The sequence below is a fragment of the Lysobacter soli genome, from assembly GCF_003382285.1.
Classification (GTDB): Bacteria; Pseudomonadota; Gammaproteobacteria; order Xanthomonadales; family Xanthomonadaceae; genus Lysobacter_J; species Lysobacter_J soli.
On sequence record NZ_QTJR01000001.1, the window covers coordinates 1 to 17,359 of the forward strand.

21 protein-coding genes are annotated in these 17,359 nt (G+C 67.7%); 5 read left to right on the forward strand and 16 right to left on the reverse strand.

The window, feature by feature from the left end:
- Positions 1 to 191, forward strand: a 191-nt coding sequence (locus DX912_RS18480) for a hypothetical protein (protein ID WP_220340739.1), incomplete at its 5' end; no start/stop codon positions are given.
- Positions 192 to 654: 463 nt separating this feature from the next.
- Here the strand turns inward: DX912_RS18480 and DX912_RS00005 are convergent.
- From DX912_RS00005 to soxR, 6 genes are all read right to left on the reverse strand, one after another.
- On the reverse strand, positions 655 to 1,323 hold the full coding sequence (locus DX912_RS00005; RefSeq protein WP_147298527.1) for a hypothetical protein: 669 nt from the start codon (positions 1,321 to 1,323) through the stop codon (positions 655 to 657).
- A gap of 51 nt (positions 1,324 to 1,374) precedes the next feature.
- Complete coding sequence (locus DX912_RS00010; RefSeq protein ID WP_115840425.1) at positions 1,375 to 2,115, reverse strand: sulfurtransferase; 741 nt, start codon at positions 2,113 to 2,115, stop codon at positions 1,375 to 1,377.
- A 53-nt stretch (positions 2,116 to 2,168) separates the two neighbouring features.
- Positions 2,169 to 2,822, reverse strand: coding sequence for a DUF998 domain-containing protein (locus DX912_RS00015; protein ID WP_115840426.1), 654 nt, complete (start codon positions 2,820 to 2,822; stop codon positions 2,169 to 2,171).
- Entirely contained in the window at positions 2,822 to 3,331 is a 510-nt protein-coding gene (locus DX912_RS00020) for a DUF1993 domain-containing protein (RefSeq protein WP_115840427.1), read from the reverse strand. Before DX912_RS00020 ends, DX912_RS00015 begins: the two co-directional genes overlap by 1 nt.
- 90 nt (positions 3,332 to 3,421) lie before the next feature.
- Positions 3,422 to 4,615, reverse strand: coding sequence for a glycosyltransferase (locus DX912_RS00025; RefSeq protein WP_115840982.1), 1,194 nt, complete (start codon positions 4,613 to 4,615; stop codon positions 3,422 to 3,424).
- A gap of 66 nt (positions 4,616 to 4,681) precedes the next feature.
- Positions 4,682 to 5,125, reverse strand: coding sequence for a redox-sensitive transcriptional activator SoxR (soxR, locus tag DX912_RS00030; RefSeq protein WP_115840428.1), 444 nt, complete (start codon positions 5,123 to 5,125; stop codon positions 4,682 to 4,684).
- A gap of 67 nt (positions 5,126 to 5,192) precedes the next feature.
- On the opposite strand from soxR, the gene DX912_RS00035 reads away from it, so the two are divergent.
- Together DX912_RS00035 and DX912_RS00040 are read left to right on the forward strand one after the other, a co-directional pair.
- Positions 5,193 to 6,188, forward strand: a complete 996-nt coding sequence (locus DX912_RS00035; RefSeq protein WP_220340740.1) for an NADP-dependent oxidoreductase — start codon at positions 5,193 to 5,195, stop codon at positions 6,186 to 6,188.
- Positions 6,188 to 7,645: an MFS transporter gene (locus tag DX912_RS00040; protein WP_115840429.1), complete on the forward strand. Its 1,458-nt coding sequence runs from the start codon at positions 6,188 to 6,190 to the stop codon at positions 7,643 to 7,645. Before DX912_RS00035 ends, DX912_RS00040 begins: the two co-directional genes overlap by 1 nt.
- On the opposite strand, the gene DX912_RS00045 is transcribed toward DX912_RS00040, so the two are convergent.
- Entirely contained in the window at positions 7,642 to 7,863 is a 222-nt protein-coding gene (locus DX912_RS00045; protein WP_115840430.1) for a hypothetical protein, read from the reverse strand. The genes DX912_RS00040 and DX912_RS00045 overlap by 4 nt on opposite strands.
- 48 nt (positions 7,864 to 7,911) lie before the next feature.
- Complete coding sequence (locus DX912_RS00050; protein WP_115840431.1) at positions 7,912 to 8,841, reverse strand: AraC family transcriptional regulator; 930 nt, start codon at positions 8,839 to 8,841, stop codon at positions 7,912 to 7,914.
- 174 nt (positions 8,842 to 9,015) lie between these two features.
- On the opposite strand from DX912_RS00050, the gene DX912_RS00055 reads away from it, so the two are divergent.
- Together DX912_RS00055 and DX912_RS00060 are read left to right on the forward strand one after the other, a co-directional pair.
- Positions 9,016 to 10,014 (forward strand): aldo/keto reductase, encoded by a 999-nt coding sequence (locus DX912_RS00055; RefSeq protein ID WP_115840432.1) that lies wholly within the window; start codon positions 9,016 to 9,018, stop codon positions 10,012 to 10,014.
- A 102-nt stretch (positions 10,015 to 10,116) separates the two neighbouring features.
- A complete protein-coding gene (locus DX912_RS00060) occupies positions 10,117 to 10,878 on the forward strand; it encodes an SDR family oxidoreductase (protein ID WP_115840433.1) in 762 nt (253 codons plus the stop codon).
- Here the strand turns inward: DX912_RS00060 and DX912_RS00065 are convergent.
- From DX912_RS00065 to DX912_RS00100, 8 genes are all read right to left on the reverse strand, one after another.
- Positions 10,872 to 11,351, reverse strand: a complete 480-nt coding sequence (locus DX912_RS00065; RefSeq protein WP_115840434.1) for a YbhB/YbcL family Raf kinase inhibitor-like protein — start codon at positions 11,349 to 11,351, stop codon at positions 10,872 to 10,874. The two genes, DX912_RS00060 and DX912_RS00065, sit on opposite strands and share 7 nt — an antisense overlap.
- A gap of 88 nt (positions 11,352 to 11,439) precedes the next feature.
- Positions 11,440 to 12,051 (reverse strand): HD domain-containing protein, encoded by a 612-nt coding sequence (locus tag DX912_RS00070; protein WP_115840435.1) that lies wholly within the window; start codon positions 12,049 to 12,051, stop codon positions 11,440 to 11,442.
- A 195-nt stretch (positions 12,052 to 12,246) separates the two neighbouring features.
- Positions 12,247 to 12,819 carry an NADPH-dependent FMN reductase gene (locus tag DX912_RS00075; protein WP_115840436.1) on the reverse strand — a complete coding sequence of 191 codons (573 nt, stop codon included), beginning with the start codon at positions 12,817 to 12,819 and terminating at the stop codon, positions 12,247 to 12,249.
- Positions 12,820 to 12,896: 77 nt separating this feature from the next.
- Positions 12,897 to 13,238: a zinc ribbon domain-containing protein YjdM gene (locus DX912_RS00080; RefSeq protein ID WP_115840437.1), complete on the reverse strand. Its 342-nt coding sequence runs from the start codon at positions 13,236 to 13,238 to the stop codon at positions 12,897 to 12,899.
- Between the two features lie 67 nt (positions 13,239 to 13,305).
- On the reverse strand, positions 13,306 to 13,689 hold the full coding sequence (locus DX912_RS00085; RefSeq protein ID WP_115840438.1) for a DUF1622 domain-containing protein: 384 nt from the start codon (positions 13,687 to 13,689) through the stop codon (positions 13,306 to 13,308).
- A gap of 49 nt (positions 13,690 to 13,738) precedes the next feature.
- Entirely contained in the window at positions 13,739 to 14,695 is a 957-nt protein-coding gene (locus tag DX912_RS00090) for a formylglycine-generating enzyme family protein (RefSeq protein ID WP_233433421.1), read from the reverse strand.
- The gene (locus tag DX912_RS00095) at positions 14,692 to 15,636 is read right to left on the reverse strand and encodes an HAD family hydrolase (RefSeq protein ID WP_115840439.1); all 945 of its coding nucleotides are present in this window, start codon (positions 15,634 to 15,636) and stop codon (positions 14,692 to 14,694) included. The genes DX912_RS00090 and DX912_RS00095 overlap by 4 nt, the downstream gene beginning before the upstream one ends.
- Before the next feature lie 16 nt (positions 15,637 to 15,652).
- Positions 15,653 to 17,320 (reverse strand): arylsulfatase, encoded by a 1,668-nt coding sequence (locus tag DX912_RS00100; RefSeq protein WP_115840440.1) that lies wholly within the window; start codon positions 17,318 to 17,320, stop codon positions 15,653 to 15,655.
- Positions 17,321 to 17,359: the final 39 nt, after the last annotated feature.

Sequence of the window (17,359 nt, forward strand, 5' to 3'; positions counted from 1 at the left end):
CGCACTCTTCGTCATTCCAGCGAAAGCTGGAATCCATTTTGATTTTGAGTGTGCGTTGTGACTTCGAAGTTGAAGCAGCAGCGCAGCGCTGTATCGCAACGGTTGGTCGCCGCTACCGCTTCGTTGCCCCTCACCCCAACCCCTCTCCCGATGGGAGAGGGGCTCAGAGCGACGACGTCACGCTCGATTGAATCCGTCATCCCGGCGAAAGCCGGGATCCAGGCTGTCACGCCATCGCCGCACTCTTCGTCATTCCAGCGAAAGCTGGAATCCATTTTGATTTTGAGTGTGCGTTGTGACTTCGAAGTTGAAGCAACAGCGCAGCGCTGTATCGCAACGGTTGGTCGCCGTGGCCGCTTCGTTGCCCCTCACCCCAACCCCTCTCCCGTTGGGAGAGGGGCTGAAAGCGGCGTCACGCTCACTGAATCCGTCATCCCGGCGAAAGCCGGGATCCAGGCTGTCACGCCATCGCCGCATTCTTCGCCATTCCAGCGAAGCTGGAATCCATTTTGATCTTTGAATTCACGTTCGGAGTTCGCGTTAAAAGCAACACCGCAGCACTGTGCCGCAACGGTTGGTCGCCGATACCGCTTCGTTGCCCCTCACCCCAACCCCTCTCCCGATGGGAGAGGGGCTCCAAGCCCGCGCAGGAATTCAGCGCTTCGCGACCTTCTTCCCTTCCGCGTCGCCGCCGCCGGCGATCGGGAAGTACTGCGTGCTCGCGCACAGCTCCACGCCGTTCGCGCTCGCGGCCGGCAGGTCGGTGCCCTTCAGGCCGATGAGTTTGAGCGTCTCGCCCGTCGCGTCCTCGACCTTCGCCAGCGCGATGAAACCGGTGCGGTTGCCGCCGCACAAGGCGTTGGCCGGCGACTGCGTCGGCGGGGTTTCCTCTAGCACGCGGCGCAGTTCGATCGGCTGCGAGGCATCGACGATCATCGCCTGCGCGTAGGTGGCGCCGGCCGAATACTGGTCGCCGCCGGACACCAGCGCGACGCGTTCGGTGGTGAAGCTCGCGCCGTTCTCGCCCTTGATGAGCGTGTCTTCCAGCGACAGCTTGCCGGTGACGGCGGTCGCCACCGGGTTGCCCGGGTCGAATTCGCCCAGCGCGACCGGCTTGATCATCGGCGGCGCCGCGCGCTCGACCGGCTTGGCGTTGACGTCGGGCTGCGGGTTGGCGGCCGGCGGCGGTGCGGTGATCGCTTCCGGCGGCGCGGTGTTGACCGGCGTCTGCGGCTCGCAGGCCGACAGGCCCGCCACCAGCAATGCGGCCGCCACGCGCGGGGCCATCCACGTCAAACCGGGGTTCGTCATCGCCTTGCTCACTGATTCAAGCTCCTTGCGGGTCGTGGACGCGGCGGGGGAAGTCCGTGCCGGCTAGGCGGCGTCGTCCACGAGCGGTTGCAATTGCGGGTCGAGGGCGACGCGCCCGTCGAACACGAAGCAGCGGCCATCGTAATGTCGGCCGCCGACCTGCTCAAAGTACCCCAGGATGCCGCCGTCGAGCTGCAACACGTTGCGCATTCCGTCGGCCTGCATCCACAAGGCGGCCTTCTCGCAGCGGATGCCGCCGGTGCAGAAGCTCACGACAGTGGCATCGCGCAGTGCGTCGCGATGGGGCTGCAATGCCTGCGGCAGGTCGGTGAAATTGTCGATGGGCAGGGTTAGCGCGCCCGTGAAGGTTCCGTAGCCGAACTCCTCGCGGTTGCGCGTGTCGAGCATCACCACCGGCTTGCCGGCATCGTCGAAACCCTGGTCGAGCCAGCGCGCCAGCGTGTGCGGTTCGACCATCGGTGCGCGGCCGTCGGAGAGCGGCGACGCGTTGTCGCGACGGAAGCTGATGATCTCCGGCTTCACCTTCGTCTTGAGCCGGCCGAACGGCTGGGCCCGGCTGTGGCTGAACTTCACCAGCAGGTCGGCGAAGCGCGCATCCTCGCGCAGGGCGTCGAGGAAGCCGTGGATCGCGTCGTCCTCGCCCGCCAGGAACAGGTTGATGCCCTCGCCCGCGACCAGGATGGTGCCGCGCAGTCCGGCGGCGTCCGCCCGCTCGTGAAGGACCTTCGCGAGGTCGTCGGGCTGGTCGATGGAAACGAAGTGATAGGCGGCAATGTTGAGCATGCGCCTATTGTAAGCCGCAGTAATTACCTGAGCTTCGCGCCGTAACTGATTGATCAGTATTGCCCGGAAGACGGCGTCCGGCGCAGCCAATGCGCCGCGAGCATCAGCCACACCGCGATCGCCGCGATCACCACCTTCTGGCTGAGCCCGCGCGGCAGGTCCCGCCAGAGCGCATGCAGCCACAGCGCGACGAAGCAGAACACCGCCAACCCGAAAGCCAGCGCGAACTGCTGTCGCCAGCGCGGATCGCGCCGGAAGGCCCAGCTCTGCCACAGCATCCCCAGCGTGGTGCCGAGGAACGCGAGCGGCGCGGAGATCGCGTGGATCTTCGCCGCCATCGTCATCGCGGCCGGGCCGCCGCGGTCGGTCTCGGCCCACGCGGTGACGGCCACGCCGATCGCGCCGACCAGGAACAGGCACAGCGCGGCCGCGCTGCGTCGCTCGCGCCCCGCGGCCCCGTAGTAGCCGGCGCCGATCAGCGCCAGACTCATCGCCAGGCCGACATAGGCCAGCTGCAGCCACAACCCGAGCGGACCCAGCAGGTAGAAGCTCAGCGTCGCGCGGACGAAATCCAGGTCCGTGCGCAGGAACTGCATCGCAATGGCGACGAGCGCGAACACCGCCACGCCGCCCAGCGCCCACGTCCCGATCGTCCGCGTACGGGCGGAGGCGATCCGCTGCTGCGCGACGGCCGGGACGTCGGACATCACCGCGCCCCCATGTAATCCAGCTTGCCGACCGGCACGCCGTTGTGGCGCAGCAGCGCGTAGGCGGTGGTCACGTGGAAGAAGAACTGCGGCAGGCCGTACTGGAGCAGGTAGTTGCGGCCGTCGAAGCGGCGCTCCTTCGGCGTGCCCGGGCGCAGGACGATCTCGCGCTCGCCGGCGCCTTCGAACAGCAGCGCGTCGAGGCCCTCGACGAAGGCCAGCGTCTTCGCGATGCGCTGGCGCAGCTCGGCGAAGGTGCGTTCCTCGTCCGGGATGGCCGGCACTTCGACGTCGGCCAGCCGCGCGCTCACGCTCTTGGCGAAATCGCAGGCGATCTGCACCTGGCGCGCGAGCGGGAACATGTCGGGGAACAGGCGCGTGTGCAGCAGCACCTCGGGGTCGTAACCCTGTGCCTTCGCGTGCGCCTCGCCCTTGGCGAGCACGCCGTCGAGCGCGCCGAGCATGTGGCGGAATACGGGCACGCTTGCGTCGTGCAGGGACAGGGTCATGCCGATCTCCAGATGAGGAATGCGGCGATGGTACACGGCGATCCGGAGGTTCCGCGTCGATCCGCATCGACCCGCGTCGATCCGCAGACCTCAGGTGGGCGCCAGATCCGTGCGACCCTGCGCCAGCGCGCCGTACAGCGATTCGACACGGCGCATGAGGGTGTCCGAACTCCAGCGTCGCGCGTCGTCCGGGCCGGCCGCGGACAGCCGCGCGCGCAGCTCCGGCGAACGCAGCACCTGCGCCGCCCGCGCGGCGAAGGCGGCGACGTCCTCCGGCGCGATCATCGCGCTGTGCGTGTCGCGCAGCACCGTCGCCGTCCCCATCACGGCGGTGGAGACGATCGGCACGCCCAGCGCCATCGCCTCGATCAGTACAAGGCCCTGCGTTTCGGTCGGCGAAGCGAACACGAACGCATCCCCGGCCTTGTAGGCGTCCAGCAGCGTCGTGCGGCGGTCGAGATTGCCGAAGAACCGCACGTTCGCCCCGATGCCGAGCTCGCTTGCCAGCCGGCGCAGGCGAGCCTCGTCCGGCCCTTCGCCTGCGATGAGGAACAGCAGTTCGGGGAAGTCGTCCACCAGCCGCTTCACCACGCGCAGCAGGAAGGCGATGTTCTTCTCCAGCGACAAACGGCTGACCGTGACCAGCGTCTGGCGATCCGGCGCGATGCCGTGCTTCTCGCGGAACCTCGCGCCGTCGCCGCCGGTGAATTCGGCCATGTCGATGCCCGTCGGCAGCACGGTGTGCGGCGTGGTGATGCCGTACCGCTGCAGCACGTCGACCATCTGCGCGCTCGGAACGATGAGGTGATCCACGCCATGGCACAGCTTGCGCGACGCCGCGCGCGCGACGAAGCGACCCACCGGCGTCGGCAGCCACGGCAGGTAATGGCCGACGTATTCCTCGAAGTAGGTGTGGTAGGTCTCGACCGTCGGCACGCCGAGTTCGCGCGAGAGCTGCACGCCCATCGCATGCGCGCGGAACGGCGTGTGGATGTGGATGACGTCCCACTCGCGGGCCGCCAGTCTTTCGCGCATCGCGCGCGCGGCATCCGCGCGCATCAGTCTGTCTTCGGGATCGAAGAAGATCACCCGCGAGGGCACGCGCAGCACCTCGAACTCGCCCTGCCCGTCGTGCTGGTCCTGCCCGCTGCCGTCGCCGTAGTCGGGCGCGACGATCGTCACCGCGTGGCCCATCCGCGCCAACGAGCGGGCGAAGGTGCGGATCGAGGTGGACACGCCGTTCACGCGCGGGAAGTACACGTCCGACAGCATCAGCAGGTTCATCGCGTGCATCCGTCCGGCGCCGGCCGCCGGTTTGCACGATTGCAGCGGAGGTTTGTTACAGCCGTGTCACACCGGGCCGTCCCATCGCTGCGGCCCGGCGCCCTGGTCGCCCAGCCAGTCGCCCGGGTTCGCCAGCCGGCACCGGTCCAGCGACAGGCAGCCGCAGCCGATGCAGTCGTCCAGCGTGTCGCGCATGCGGATCAGCTCGGCGATGCGCGTATCGAGCTCTTCCCGCCACGCGCTCGACAGCCGGGTCCAGTCGCGGCGCGTCGGCGTGCGCGCTTCGGGCAGGCTCGCCAGCGCATCCCGGATCGTCGCAAGCGGCATGCCCACGCGCTGTGCGGCGCGGATGATCGCGATCCGACGCAGCGTATCGCGCGAGTACCGCCGCTGGTTGCCTTCGCTGCGCTGGCTGTGGATCAGGCCCTTCGCTTCGTAGAAATGCAGCGCCGACACCGCCACGCCGCTGCGCCGGGCGACTTCGCCGACGCTGAGTTCCTCGCTGCCCATCGGCTTGACCTCAACTTAAGTTGAGGTTCTATCCTCACGCCCGTCACTGTTTCGAGTCAACCCGAGTATGGATACCCGCACCGCGCGCGACGGCTACGTCGCACGCTCCGCGCCTGCGCCGACGATGCAGGCGGTCGTGTTCGACGACTACGGCCCGCCCGATGTCCTGCGGCTCGCCGATCTCCCGCTTCCCGAACCCGCCCGCGGCGAAATCCGCGTGCGCGTACGCGCGGCTGGCGTGCAACCGGCCGACTGCGCGACGCGCAACGGCTGGTTCGCCCAGCGTGGCATCGGAATCGCGCCATTTCCGCGGCAACTGGGCAACGAATTCGCGGGCGTAGTCGACGCAGTCGGCGATGGCGTGACGTCGCTGCTCGTCGGCGACGAAGTGCTCGGCTGGACGACTGCGAACGCCTACGCGGAAGCGGTCGTCGTACCGGTCGGGCAAGTGGTGCTCAAGCCGGTGATGATGTCCTGGGCCGTGGCGGGTGCGTTGTCGGCGTCGGGCCAGACGGCCCACACGGCGGTCGAAGCGTTGTCGATCCGCCGCGGCGACACGGTGCTCGTCCACGGTGCGGCCGGCGGCGTCGGCACGATGGCCGTGCAGCTGGCGCGCCTGCGCGGCGCGCACGTCATCGGCACCGCCAGTCGCGAAAACCACGAGTACCTGCGCGCGCTCGGCGCCGAGCCCGTGCTTTACGGGCCCGGCCTGGCCGAACGCGTGCGCGCCATCGCACCACACGGCGTGCACGCGGCGCTCGATGGCAGCGGGCGCGGCGCCCTGGATGCGTCGATCGAGCTCGGCATCGATCCCACACGAATCGGCACGCTGGTGGATTTCGAGGACGTGCAGCGCCTGGGCGTGCAGGCGATCCGCAGCGAGCGCAACCGCGAACGCCTGCAGGCGCTGGTCGACCTGCACGATGCCGGCCGATTGCGGGTGCACGTGCGCGACATCTATCCCCTCGCCTACGCCGCCGTGGCGCACCGCGACGTGGAGAACGGCCACGGACGTGGCAAGGTTGTGCTCATGGTGTACGAGACGAAAGGATTCGCGCTGTGATGGAAGGACGTCGGGATGGCGAAGTCGATTCGCGTTCGAACGAGATCGGCGATTCGCCCTCGCCCCAACCCCTCTCCCGCCCGCGGGAGAGGGGCTCCTATCCGGGTGCCGAGACGGAAAGCCTGTTCGATCGGAAGTACCGCGCCACCACCATCGGCGCGGTGGTGCTCGTCGCGCTGTACGCCTTCGAGGCGCTTGCCGTCGCCACGGCGATGCCGACGGTCGCGCAGGCGCTGGACGGCTTGCCCCTGTATGCGCTCGCGTTCGGCGGCACGCTCGCCTCGTCGGTGATCGGCATGGTCGCGTGCGGCCCGTGGGCGGACCGCCGCGGGCCTGCGCCGCCCCTGCGGCACGGCATCGTGTGGTTCTCGATCGGACTGCTGATCGCCGGCTTCGCGTCGTCGATGGAAGTCCTGCTGCTGGGCCGCATCGTGCAGGGCTTCGGCGGCGGCCTGATGTCGGTGGCGTTGTACGTCGCGGTGGGTCGCGTGTATCCGCCGGCGATGCACCCGCGCATCTTCTCGTCGTTCGCCGCGGCCTGGGTCGTGCCGGCGGTGATCGGGCCGACCATCGCCGGCGCGCTGGTCGAACACCTCGGATGGCGGTGGGTGTTCCTGTCGGTGCCGTTGCTCGCGATGGCTGCCGCCGCCTGCGTGCTGCCGGCGCTGCGCAACCTGCGGGAAGGCGAACACGCGCACGACGACGGAGGTCTGTCGCCGCACCGCCTCGCCTGGGCGGTCGGCGCGGCGGCGAGCGCGCTCGCGCTGCATTACGCAGGCCAGCGCCACGGCGCCGCGGGCGCCGGGATGCTCGCGATCTCCGCCATCGCGCTGGTCGTATGCGCGTGGCACCTGCTGCCGCGCGGCACGCTGCGCGCCGCGCGCGGTCTGCCGACGGTGGTGATGATGCGCGGCATCGCATCGGGCGCGTTCTTCGGGACGGAAGTGTTCATCCCGTTGTTGCTGTCGCGAGAACGCGGGCTGTCGCCGACGATGGCCGGCGCGGCGCTCACGCTGGGCGCGCTGGGCTGGTCGCTGGGCTCGTGGTGCCGCAGCCGGCCATCGCAGCCGTTCGCGCCGTCGCAGCTGCTGCGTTACGGAATGTCGTTGATCGTGGCCGGCATCGCGGGCGTGGCGTGCGCGGTGTCGCCCTCGGTGCCGGTCAGCATCGGCATCGTCGGCTGGATCGCCGCCGGCTTCGGCATGGGACTGCTGTTTCCCACGCTTTCGGTGCTGATCCTGGAACTGTCGCCGCCCAATCGTCAGGGCGTGAATTCCTCCGCACTGCATCTGTGCGATGCGTTGTTCACCGCGACGGTGCTCGCCGTCGGCGGCTCGGTCTTCGCGGCGTTGCTGACGCGTGCGCCGTCGATGGCGTATCTGGTCGGCTTCGCGATTTCCGCCGCCCTCGCGCTGCTCGGCGCGCTGCTGGCCTCGCGCGTGCGTCCGGTGGCCTAGCCTGCTTCGGCCGAACGCACCCAGCGTAAGCCCACGAAGATGCCCGTGATCGCGGCGCCGATGGCCAGCGCCGTGCCCGTCGCATTCTGCGGGCCGTACGCGAGGATCAACCAGACGACGATGCCCGTCGCCGCCAGCGACACGGCCATGCGCCAGGACGTCACGCTATCGAGCGCAAGTTCCAGCACGAATTCCAGCACTTCACCGACCAGCGACATCCCGGCATCCCTGCCGCGAACGCGGCGTCGACTTCCCCAGCCGGCAGCCTAGCCCGCCGGGCCGCGCATCGCCATTACCTCGCGACGCGGCGGTGCGCCGAACAGGCGGCGGTATTCGCGACTGAACTGCGACGGACTTTCGTAGCCGACGCGATGGCTCGCAGCCGCCGCCTCGATGCCGTCGACCAGCATCAGGCGACGCGCTTCCTGCAGGCGCAGCTGCTTCTGGTACTGCAGCGGCGTCATCGCGGTGGCGGCCTTGAAACGCTCGTGCAGCGACGACGCGCTCATGTGCGCGGCAGCGGCGAGCTGCTCGATGCGCAGCGGCTCGTGGTAACGCTGCTTGATCAGGTCGATGGCGCGCGCGACGCGCTGCGACGGGCCTTCCACGTCGCACAACTCGCGAAGGCGCCCGCCGAGTTCGCCGGTGAGCACGCGGTAATGGATCTCGCGCGTCGCCAGCGGTGCGAGGATCCCCGCTTCTTCGGGCGTATCGATCAGGCGCACCAGGCGCAGCACGGCATCGAGCAGCGTCGGACTCGTTCGACCGACGAACACCGCACGGCCGCCGCGACGCGACGCGCGTTCGGCCGGCAGTTGCTGCAGCAGTTCGTTGACCAGCGCGGTGTCGATGTCGATGCGCAGGCACAGGTAGGGCGAGTTCGGCGTGGCGTCGAGGATCTGCCCGGTGATGGGCAGCGACATCGACACCACGAGGTAATTCAGCGCGTCGTAGTGGAAGACGTCCTCGCCCAGCAGCGCCCGCTTGCTGCCCTGCACGACCACGCACAGGCTCGGGTGGTAGACGCCGGGCAACGGCAGCGAGGGTTCGCTGGCCTGGATCAGCGAAAGGCCCGGCACGATGGAATCATGCAGACCATCGCCGGGGATGTTTCGGGCAATCCGGTCGGCGAGCTCGGCCTGCTGGGCCTCCATGCCGTGCGGCGCTGCGATGACGTTGGAGCCTTGCGTGTTCATGGTCTACGCCTCCAATGGGCACGAAGCGATTATGCGCCGCCCGCCGAGTCCGCCAAGGACGCCGCGCACACCCCCGGAGGATCGGGCAAGGATCGCAGAGCATCGGGCTAACGTCGTCACGGGGGTCGGGCGCAGCATGTGTCCCACGCTTCCCCCACCTCGCAGGAGCCTCGCATGAACGTTCCCTTCCCCCGTCGCACCCTCGGCCGACAGGGCCTGGTCGTCTCCGCCATCGGTCTGGGCTGCATGGGCATGTCGGATTTCTACGGTCCCAGCGACGAGGCCGACAACCTCGCCGTGCTCAACCACGCGCTCGACATCGGCGTGAACTTCCTCGACACCGCCGACATGTACGGCGTCGGCCGCAACGAGGAACTGCTCGCCAAGGTGCTGAGTACGCGTCGCGACGAGGTCGTGCTCGCGACGAAGTTCGGCAACGTGCGCGCGCCCAACGGCGATTTCCTCGGCATCGACGGCTCGCCCGAATACGTGGCCGCCGCGTGCGATGCCAGCCTGAAGCGCCTGGGCGTGGACCACATCGACCTGTACTACCAGCACCGCGTCGATCCGAAGGTGCCGATCGAGGAGACCGTCGGCGCGATGGCGCGACTGGTCGAAGCCGGCAAGGTGCGTCATCTCGGCCTGTCGGAGGCCTCCGGCGCGACCGTGCGCCGCGCCGCCGCCGTGCATCCCATCGCGGCGTTGCAGAGCGAATACTCGCTGTGGACGCGCGATGTCGAACGCGATTCGCTCGCCGCCTGCCGCGAACTGGGCATCGGCTTCGTCGCCTACAGCCCGCTGGGCCGCGGCTTCCTCACCGGCGCGATCCAGAACACCAGCGAGCTGTCCGACACCGACTGGCGTCGCCAGAACCCCCGCTTCCAGGACGGCAACATCGACCAGAACCAGCGCCTGGTGCAGGCCGTGACCGAACTGGCAAGCGAACGCGGTTGCACGCCCGCGCAGCTGGCTCTGGCGTGGCTGCTGCACCGCGGGCCCGACATCGTGCCGATTCCCGGCACGCGCCGCATTTCGCGACTGGACGAGAACGCCGGTGCGGCCCGCATCGACCTGACCATCGCCGAGCAGCAGCGCCTGGATGAAGTGCTCGCGACGCACGAAGTCGCCGGCACGCGCTATCCGGCCGCCGGCATGTCCTCGGTCAACGCCTGATCCTCCGCCGGCGCGCAGGCGTCGGCGTCCTTCGAAACGCCCTGACGCGGCCGGTGCATACGGCCGCGACGGGCCCTTGCATCCCGACATCCGGAGAACACCATGTCCAATCAGACCCCTTCCCTCTCCCTCGACATCGCCGGCAAGGTCGTCGCCATCACCGGCGCGAGCAGCGGCATCGGCGAAGCGACCGCGCTGCGGCTGGCGCAGCACGGCGCGATCCTCGCACTTGGCGCGCGTCGTACCGACCGGCTCGAAGCCATCGCCACGCGCATCCGCAACGAAGGCGGCGACGTGTTCGTGCAGGCGCTCGACGTCACGCGGCGCGACGACGTGGAGGCGTTCGTCAATGCGACGATCGCGCGCTTCGGCCGCGTCGACGTGCTGGTCAACAACGCGGGCGTGATGCCGCTCTCGCGCATGGCCGATCTCAAGGTCGACGAATGGGACCGCATGGTCGACGTCAACGTGAAGGGCGTGCTGTACGGCATCGGCGCCGTGCTGCCGTCGATGAACGAGCGCGGCGCCGGGCAGATCATCAACGTCTCGTCCGTCGCCGGCCGCCAGGTGTTCGCCACGGCCGCCGTCTACTGCGCCACGAAGTTCGCCGTGCACGCGCTGTCGGAGGGTCTGCGCCAGGAATCGCCGTTCCTGCGCGTGACGACCATCGCGCCGGGCGCGGTCGAATCGGAACTCACCAGCACGATTTCCGATCCGGCGATGAAGCGCGAAGTGGACGAGGTGTTCCGCAAGGACATGCTGCCGGCGGATGCAATCGCGCGCGCCATCGCCTTCGCGATCGGCCAGCCGGCCGACGTTGACGTCAACGAACTGGTGGTTCGCCCGACGGCGCAGGCCTACTGATCGCCCTTCTGGTACGTCCCGATGAACTCCGCCTGCCCGAGCACATGGCCTTCCATGGCGTCGAGCAGGCGGAGCTTGTCGACGTCGCCGAGATCCGGCAATTCGATGTCCAGTGCGTAGAGCTTGAAGAAATAGCGATGCCGGCCGATCGGCGGACACGGACCGCCGTAGCCGGCGCGCTGCCAGCCGTTCTGGCCCGCCTTGGTGCCGAACGGCAGGCGGTCGGTCTGGATGTTTTCCGCTAGGCCCGTCGAGTTCGCCGGCAGGTTGTAGAGCACCCAATGCACGAATACGCGCTTGGGCGCCGCGGGATCGGGCGCGTCGGGATCCTCGACGATCAGCGCCAGGCTGCGCGTGCCCTCCGGCGCGCCGGACCAGCGCAGTTCCGGCGAAACGTCGTCACCTTCGCAGGTGAAGCGCGAGGGAATCGCTGCGTTGTGTTCGAAGGCGGGCGAACTGATCTGGAAAGCCATCCGCGACTCCTTGCCCGGTTCACGTCGCCCGGTTCACGACATCGACGCGATTGTTCGGCATCGCGCGCATGCATGCCGTCAAGGACGGCTAACGTTTTGACGTCACCGCACGGCGCAGGTTGTTGCGCGCGGACGCGTCCAGGCGCTGGTGGAAGAACGGCGTGAGGTAGATGCGCTCGCGCCCGAGCAACGATTTCAGGAAGCGCTTGCGGTTGATCTTGAACAACCACCCCGGCACGACGGCGCGGTATTCGGCTGCGATGCCGCGATCGTAGGCATCGAACACCGTCGGCTCCGCGCCGAGGATCGCCATGTCGCAGTCGAGGAACAGCGCGGCCTCCTCGTCCACGTCGTTCGGCTCCAGCACGCCATGCCGCGCGGTGAGTTCGATCAGCTGCGTCACGCGCGGCACGTCGATGTGGCGATCGGGCATGAAGCGCGCGATGTGTTCTTCGGCCAGCTGCGCCGAGCGCGTTTCGTTGTCCTTGCGGCCGGCTTCGTAGATCGCGTCGTGGTAGAGCACGGCGAGCGCGACTTCCGCCGGCTGCGTCCAGCCCGGCCCGTGCGATGCCTCGACGTAATGGCGCAGCACTTCGCGGACGTGCTCGAAGTTGTGGTACGCGCGTGGCGGCGTCGCATACGCGCTTTCGAGCGCGATGCGCTGGGGTTCGGGGAGATCGAAGGGAAGGTTCAGCGACATGGGCGGGCGGCGAGCTGACGTGGGTGCATTGTCGCGCTGTAAGCAGCCTGCGTCTTGCGTCATCAACATTTCGCGGAAGCCCGTCACCTGCACGCGGCCGTCGTGGTGGGAATGCGGGGCATCGCGGTCGTACACACATCGCATGCCCCGACCCTCACCCCAACCCCTCTCCCGGAGGGAGCCGGGCTCAAGCACTCAGGCCCGCGCGCGCCCCGCATCCACATGCAGACGCACCCACTGCGCGTAGCGGTCCATCCAGTCCTGCAGGAACTTGCGGCTGCCTTCGTTGGCGACGTTGCCCGAATCGTCGAAGAAGCCTTCCTTCACGTGGATGTACGCCTCTGGCTGGCCCATCGTCGGCGCGTCCAGGTAGGCCAGGATGTTGCGCAGGTGCTGCTGCGACATCGCGGTGCCCGCCGCGCCGATGGAGCCGCCGATCACGCCCGCCGGCTTGCCCTGCCACGCACTGTCGCCGTACGGGCGCGAGGCGTGGTCGATCGCGTTCTTCAGCACGCCTGGCACCGAGCGGTTGTATTCCGGCGTGACGAAGAGGACGCCGTCGGCCTCGCGGACTTCCTGCTTGAGCCGCTTCACCGGCGCGGCCTGATGGCTGTCGTCGTCCTGGTTGTACAGGGGGAGGTCGTCGATCCGGCACTCGTGGAAGGTGAAGGACGACGGCGCCATCTTCGTCAGCGCGTTGGCGAGCTGGCGGTTGATCGATTCCTGCCGGAGGCTGCCGATCAGCAGCCCGATGCGGTACTGGCTCATGGAACGCTCCCGTGTCGGAAAGCGTCCACTTTCGCGCCGCCCGCGATAACACGCGGTGATGGCGCGTCGCCCTGCGCTCAGGCCTTGCGCAGGAAGATCGTCTTCAGGACGAGGCCCTTGATCTTGTCGGAGTTGCCTTCGATGTGTTCGGCATCGTCCTCGACCAGGCGGATGTTGCGGATCACCGTGCCCTGCTTGAGCGGGATGGAGGCCCCCTTGACCTTCAGGTCCTTGATCACCACCACCGTGTCGCCGTTGGCCAGCGTGTTGCCGTTGCTGTCGCGCACGACCACGCTCGAGGAGGTCTCGCCCTCGCCTTCCACCGGCCATTCGAAGCCGCAATCGGCACAGACGAAGTTCGCACCGTCCACGTAGGTGTTGGTCAGGGTGCACTGCGGACAGGCGGGCGAAACGGGCATGGCACGGCTCCTGCTTGGGGCCGCGCATTCTACGCGACCGTGACGCCGATCCGCGGCGCAGCGCGGGTCAAGGCGCAGGTTTCTCGGGGAGCGATTCGCGCTCGCGCGCGCGTTCGAGTTCGCGGATTTCGGACACGTCGCGCTCGAGGAAATAGTTGAGGAAGGTGCGGATCACCGCGACCGCGGCGAGGCGTCCGATGCCGTCCCAGTCGGGCGTGATGGAGGATTCGATGATGTCCGCCGCCAGCTGGAACGTCAGGCCCGCCACAAGCCAGTGCGAGTAGCGCATCCACAGGTGGCGCCGCTCGTGCCGGTCGATCTCGCCCCGCGCCATCAGCAGCGCGATGCCGTCCTTCACCGCGATGAGCGTGCCCAGCACGATCGTGCCCAGCGCGATGAAGTCGATCGCCAGGATGGTCGGTTCGGATACGGCGATCAGCCAGCGCTCCATACGCCCTCCCCGCCGCGCATCGCGGCCGTGTCAACTCATCGCGTTCGATTCAGCCGCGCACCACCAGCCGGAAACCGACGTGGCAGGTCGAGGTATCCACCGGCTGCGCCATACGCGCCGCCGGGCGATAACGACGGCAATAGTTCGGCGCGCACAGGTGCGATCCGCCCTTCATCACGCGACGCGGGATACGCGCGGGATCGCGCGGGTCCAGGCTCGCGTCACGCTCGGCGCCGCGTGGATTCTCGAGCGTGCAGCACGAATGCTGCTGGATGCGGCCGTGGTCCTGGTACCAGTCGGCGGTCCATTCCCACACGTTGCCGATCATGTCGTACAGGCCATAACCATTGGGCTCGAACGAGCCGACCGGCGCGGTCCACGCGTAGCCATCTTCGGGCTTCAGCTCCCACGGGAACTCGCCCTGCCACGTGTTCGCCATGTGCTTGCCGTCGGGCACCAGTTCGTCGCCCCACGCGTATTCGGTGCCATCGCGCCCGCCTTTTGCGGCGAATTCCCATTCGGCTTCCGTCGGCAGGTCCTTGCCGATCCACTTTGCGTACGCGAGCGCGTCTGCGTAGGCGACATGCACGACGGGGTGGTCCTCCAGTCCATCGAGCGAACTGTCCGGACCGCGCGGATGCCGCCAGTCGGCGCCGGGAATGTACTGCCACCAGTGGTAGTGATTGCGCAGGTCCACGCGCCCCGGCGGCGGCACGAAGACGACCGATGCCGGCACCAGCATCGCCGGATCAGCATCGGGATAATCCGCCGCATCGGCCGGCTTCTCAGCCTGCGTGACATGCCCCGTCGCCGCGACGAAGCGCGCGAAATCGCGATTTGTCACCGCATGACGATCGATCCGGAAGGCATCGACGCGCACCTTGTGCGCCGGCTTTTCTTCCGGGTAGTGATCGTTCGAGCCCATCGTGAACGAGCCGCCTTCGATGCGGACCATGTCATCGTGCCGGCGGTCGGCACGCGTAGGGTTTTCGACCGTCTCGCTCAAGCATTGCCTCCGTTGGGGGTCTCGTCGCCGTCGGCGAACACGCGGTTCCAGTCGCGTTGCATGCTCACCACGCCGATGCCCAGTTCAGCGGCCCGGTCGAGCCCGTCGCGCAGCGCGCTCAGCCTGAAATCGCGATCGTAGGCGAACTCGCGCGTGGCATCGTCGTGGTGCAGGAGCCACGCCATGCGCGGCCCCGTGCCACCGAGCGTATACCGGATCATCGGCAGGTCGCCATCGGAATTTCCGAACGCGAACACGGGCCGGCGACCGATGTGCAACGCGATGTTGACCACCTTCTCATCCCGGTCGTCGAAGCTGCCCAGTTCGGGCAGTTTCCGCAGCACCATGCCGTCGGCGCCGTCTTCGAGTTTCATCCTCGTGCTGGAACCGACGACCTGCTCCGGCGGAATGCCGTACAGCTGCTGCGCGACCACCCGCACGAACTCGATGCCGCCGCCGGTGACGATGTACGTCTTGAATCCATTCGCGCGCAGATGATCGAGCAGCTCGCGCTGCGGCGCGTAGGTGTTGCGCAGGAACGGTCGGCGCAGCTTCGGATGCTCGGCCTGCCGCAGCCAGCGCCACGCGTTGGCGTGGAACTCCTCGACCGTCATGCCCGCATGCGTCGCGAACGCCGGCTCGAACACATCCTTCTTCGGCAGCGACATCAACGTCTTCACGTCGCCGTCGATCATCGCCTTGAACGCGGGCTTTTCCAGCAGCGACGGATCCTGCTGCGCCAGCCGCTTCACCTCGGCCAGCGCGAAGAACACCTGCACCTGCAGCGGATACTCGCACCACAACGTGCCGTCGTTGTCGAACGCGGCAATGCGTTCGGCGGGCGCGACGAAATCCGGGCCACCTTGCGCACACACGCGCGCGACGAAGTCGAGGATCCCCGACTTCGCCGCGCCGTCGTTCCAGGAAGGCAACGGGTCCATGCGTGGCATCCCTGCGTCAGCCGGACTTGCTGCTGATCTCCGTCATCTTCTGCTCGGCCTGCTCCAGGTTGAAGCTGCCGGGCGTCTGCGCGGGCGGGAACTCCTTGAACGTCGCGAGGAACTGGGCCGCCGCGGCCTGGGCGCCGTAGATCCAGAACGCATTGTGGAGCATCCAGTCCCAGTACGTGTTGGACGTGATGTCGGCACGCTCGTAAGGATCCATGCGCAGGTTGAACATCTTGGGCAGGCGAAGCTCGGTGAACGGCTCGGCCCAGATCTGCAGCGTGCCCTGGCAGCGCTGTTCCATGAAGACGATCTTCCAGTTCTGCCAGCGTATGCCGAGCACGTCGCCATCGTCGCTGAAGTAGAAGAACCACTTGCGGGGTGATTTCTCTTCCTCGCCCGTCAGGTAGGGCAGCAGGTTGTAGCCGTCGATGTGATTCTTGTACTTGCGACCGTTGACGGTGGTTCCCTTCTTCAGCCGATCGATGCAATCGGTGTCGCCGGCGGCGGCGAGCAGCGTCGGCAGCCAGTCGTGATGCTGGATGATCTCGTTGCTCACCGCGCCCGCGGGAATGCGGCCCGGCCAGCGGATCAGTTCCGGAATGCGGAACGCGCCTTCCCAGTTGCTGTTCTTCTCGCTGCGGAACGGCGTCATGCCCGCGTCCGGCCAGCTGTTCATGTGCGGGCCGTTGTCGGTCGAATAGATCACGATGGTGTCTTCGGCCAGTCCGAGTTCATCTAGCAGATCGAGCATCTGCCCGACGTTCTTGTCGTGGTCGATCATCGTGTCGTGGTACGGCGACTGGTGCTCGCCGGCCTGCCCCATGCTCTCGGGCTTGGTGTGCGTGATGAAATGCATGTGCGTGGTGTTGAGCCACACGAAGAACGGCTTGCCGGCCTTGTCCTGGCGCTTGATGAAATCGCTGGCCGCCTCGACGAACTCGTCATCGCAGGTTTCCATGCGTTTGCGGTTCAGCGGACCGGTGTCCTGGATCTTCTGCTTGCCGACGCGGCCCCAGCGGGGGTGCGTGGTCGCATCGTCCTTGTCCGTCGCCCAACTGTGGATCACGCCGCGCGGGCCGAACTGCTCGCGATACCGCGGGTCCTTCGGATAGCCGTACATCTCCGGCTCTTCCTCGGCGTTGAGGTGATAGAGGTTCCCGAAGAACTCATCGAAGCCGTGCAAGGTGGGCAGGTGCTTGTTCAGATCGCCCAGATGGTTCTTGCCGAACTGACCCGTCGCGTAGCCGCGATCCTTCAGCAGCGAAGCGATGGTCACCACCGAATCGACCATGCCCTGCGGCGCGCCGGGAATGCCTACCTTCGACAGCCCCGTGCGATGCACGCTCTGCCCCGTGATGAACGAGGAGCGGCCCGCGGTGCAGCTCTGCTCGCCATACGAATCGGTGAAGCGCATGCCTTCGTGCGCGATGCGGTCGATGTTGGGCGTGTGGTAGCCCATCAGGCCGTGCGTGTAGCAGCTCAGGTTCGCAATGCCGATGTCGTCGCCCCAGATCACCAGGATGTTCGGCTGTTTCCCGCCCCCGCCGCCCCCGCCTTTGCGCGCGGACGCCTTCTGCGGTGCGCTCCCGCTGCTTGCGGCGCCCTTGTCGGACCGCTGCGAAGGCGGTGCGGATTTGGCCACCTTGGCCGGACGGGCGGCTTTTTTCGCCTGAGCCATGACGCGTCTCCTTGTGGTGTGGGGGAAGCAGAACGAACA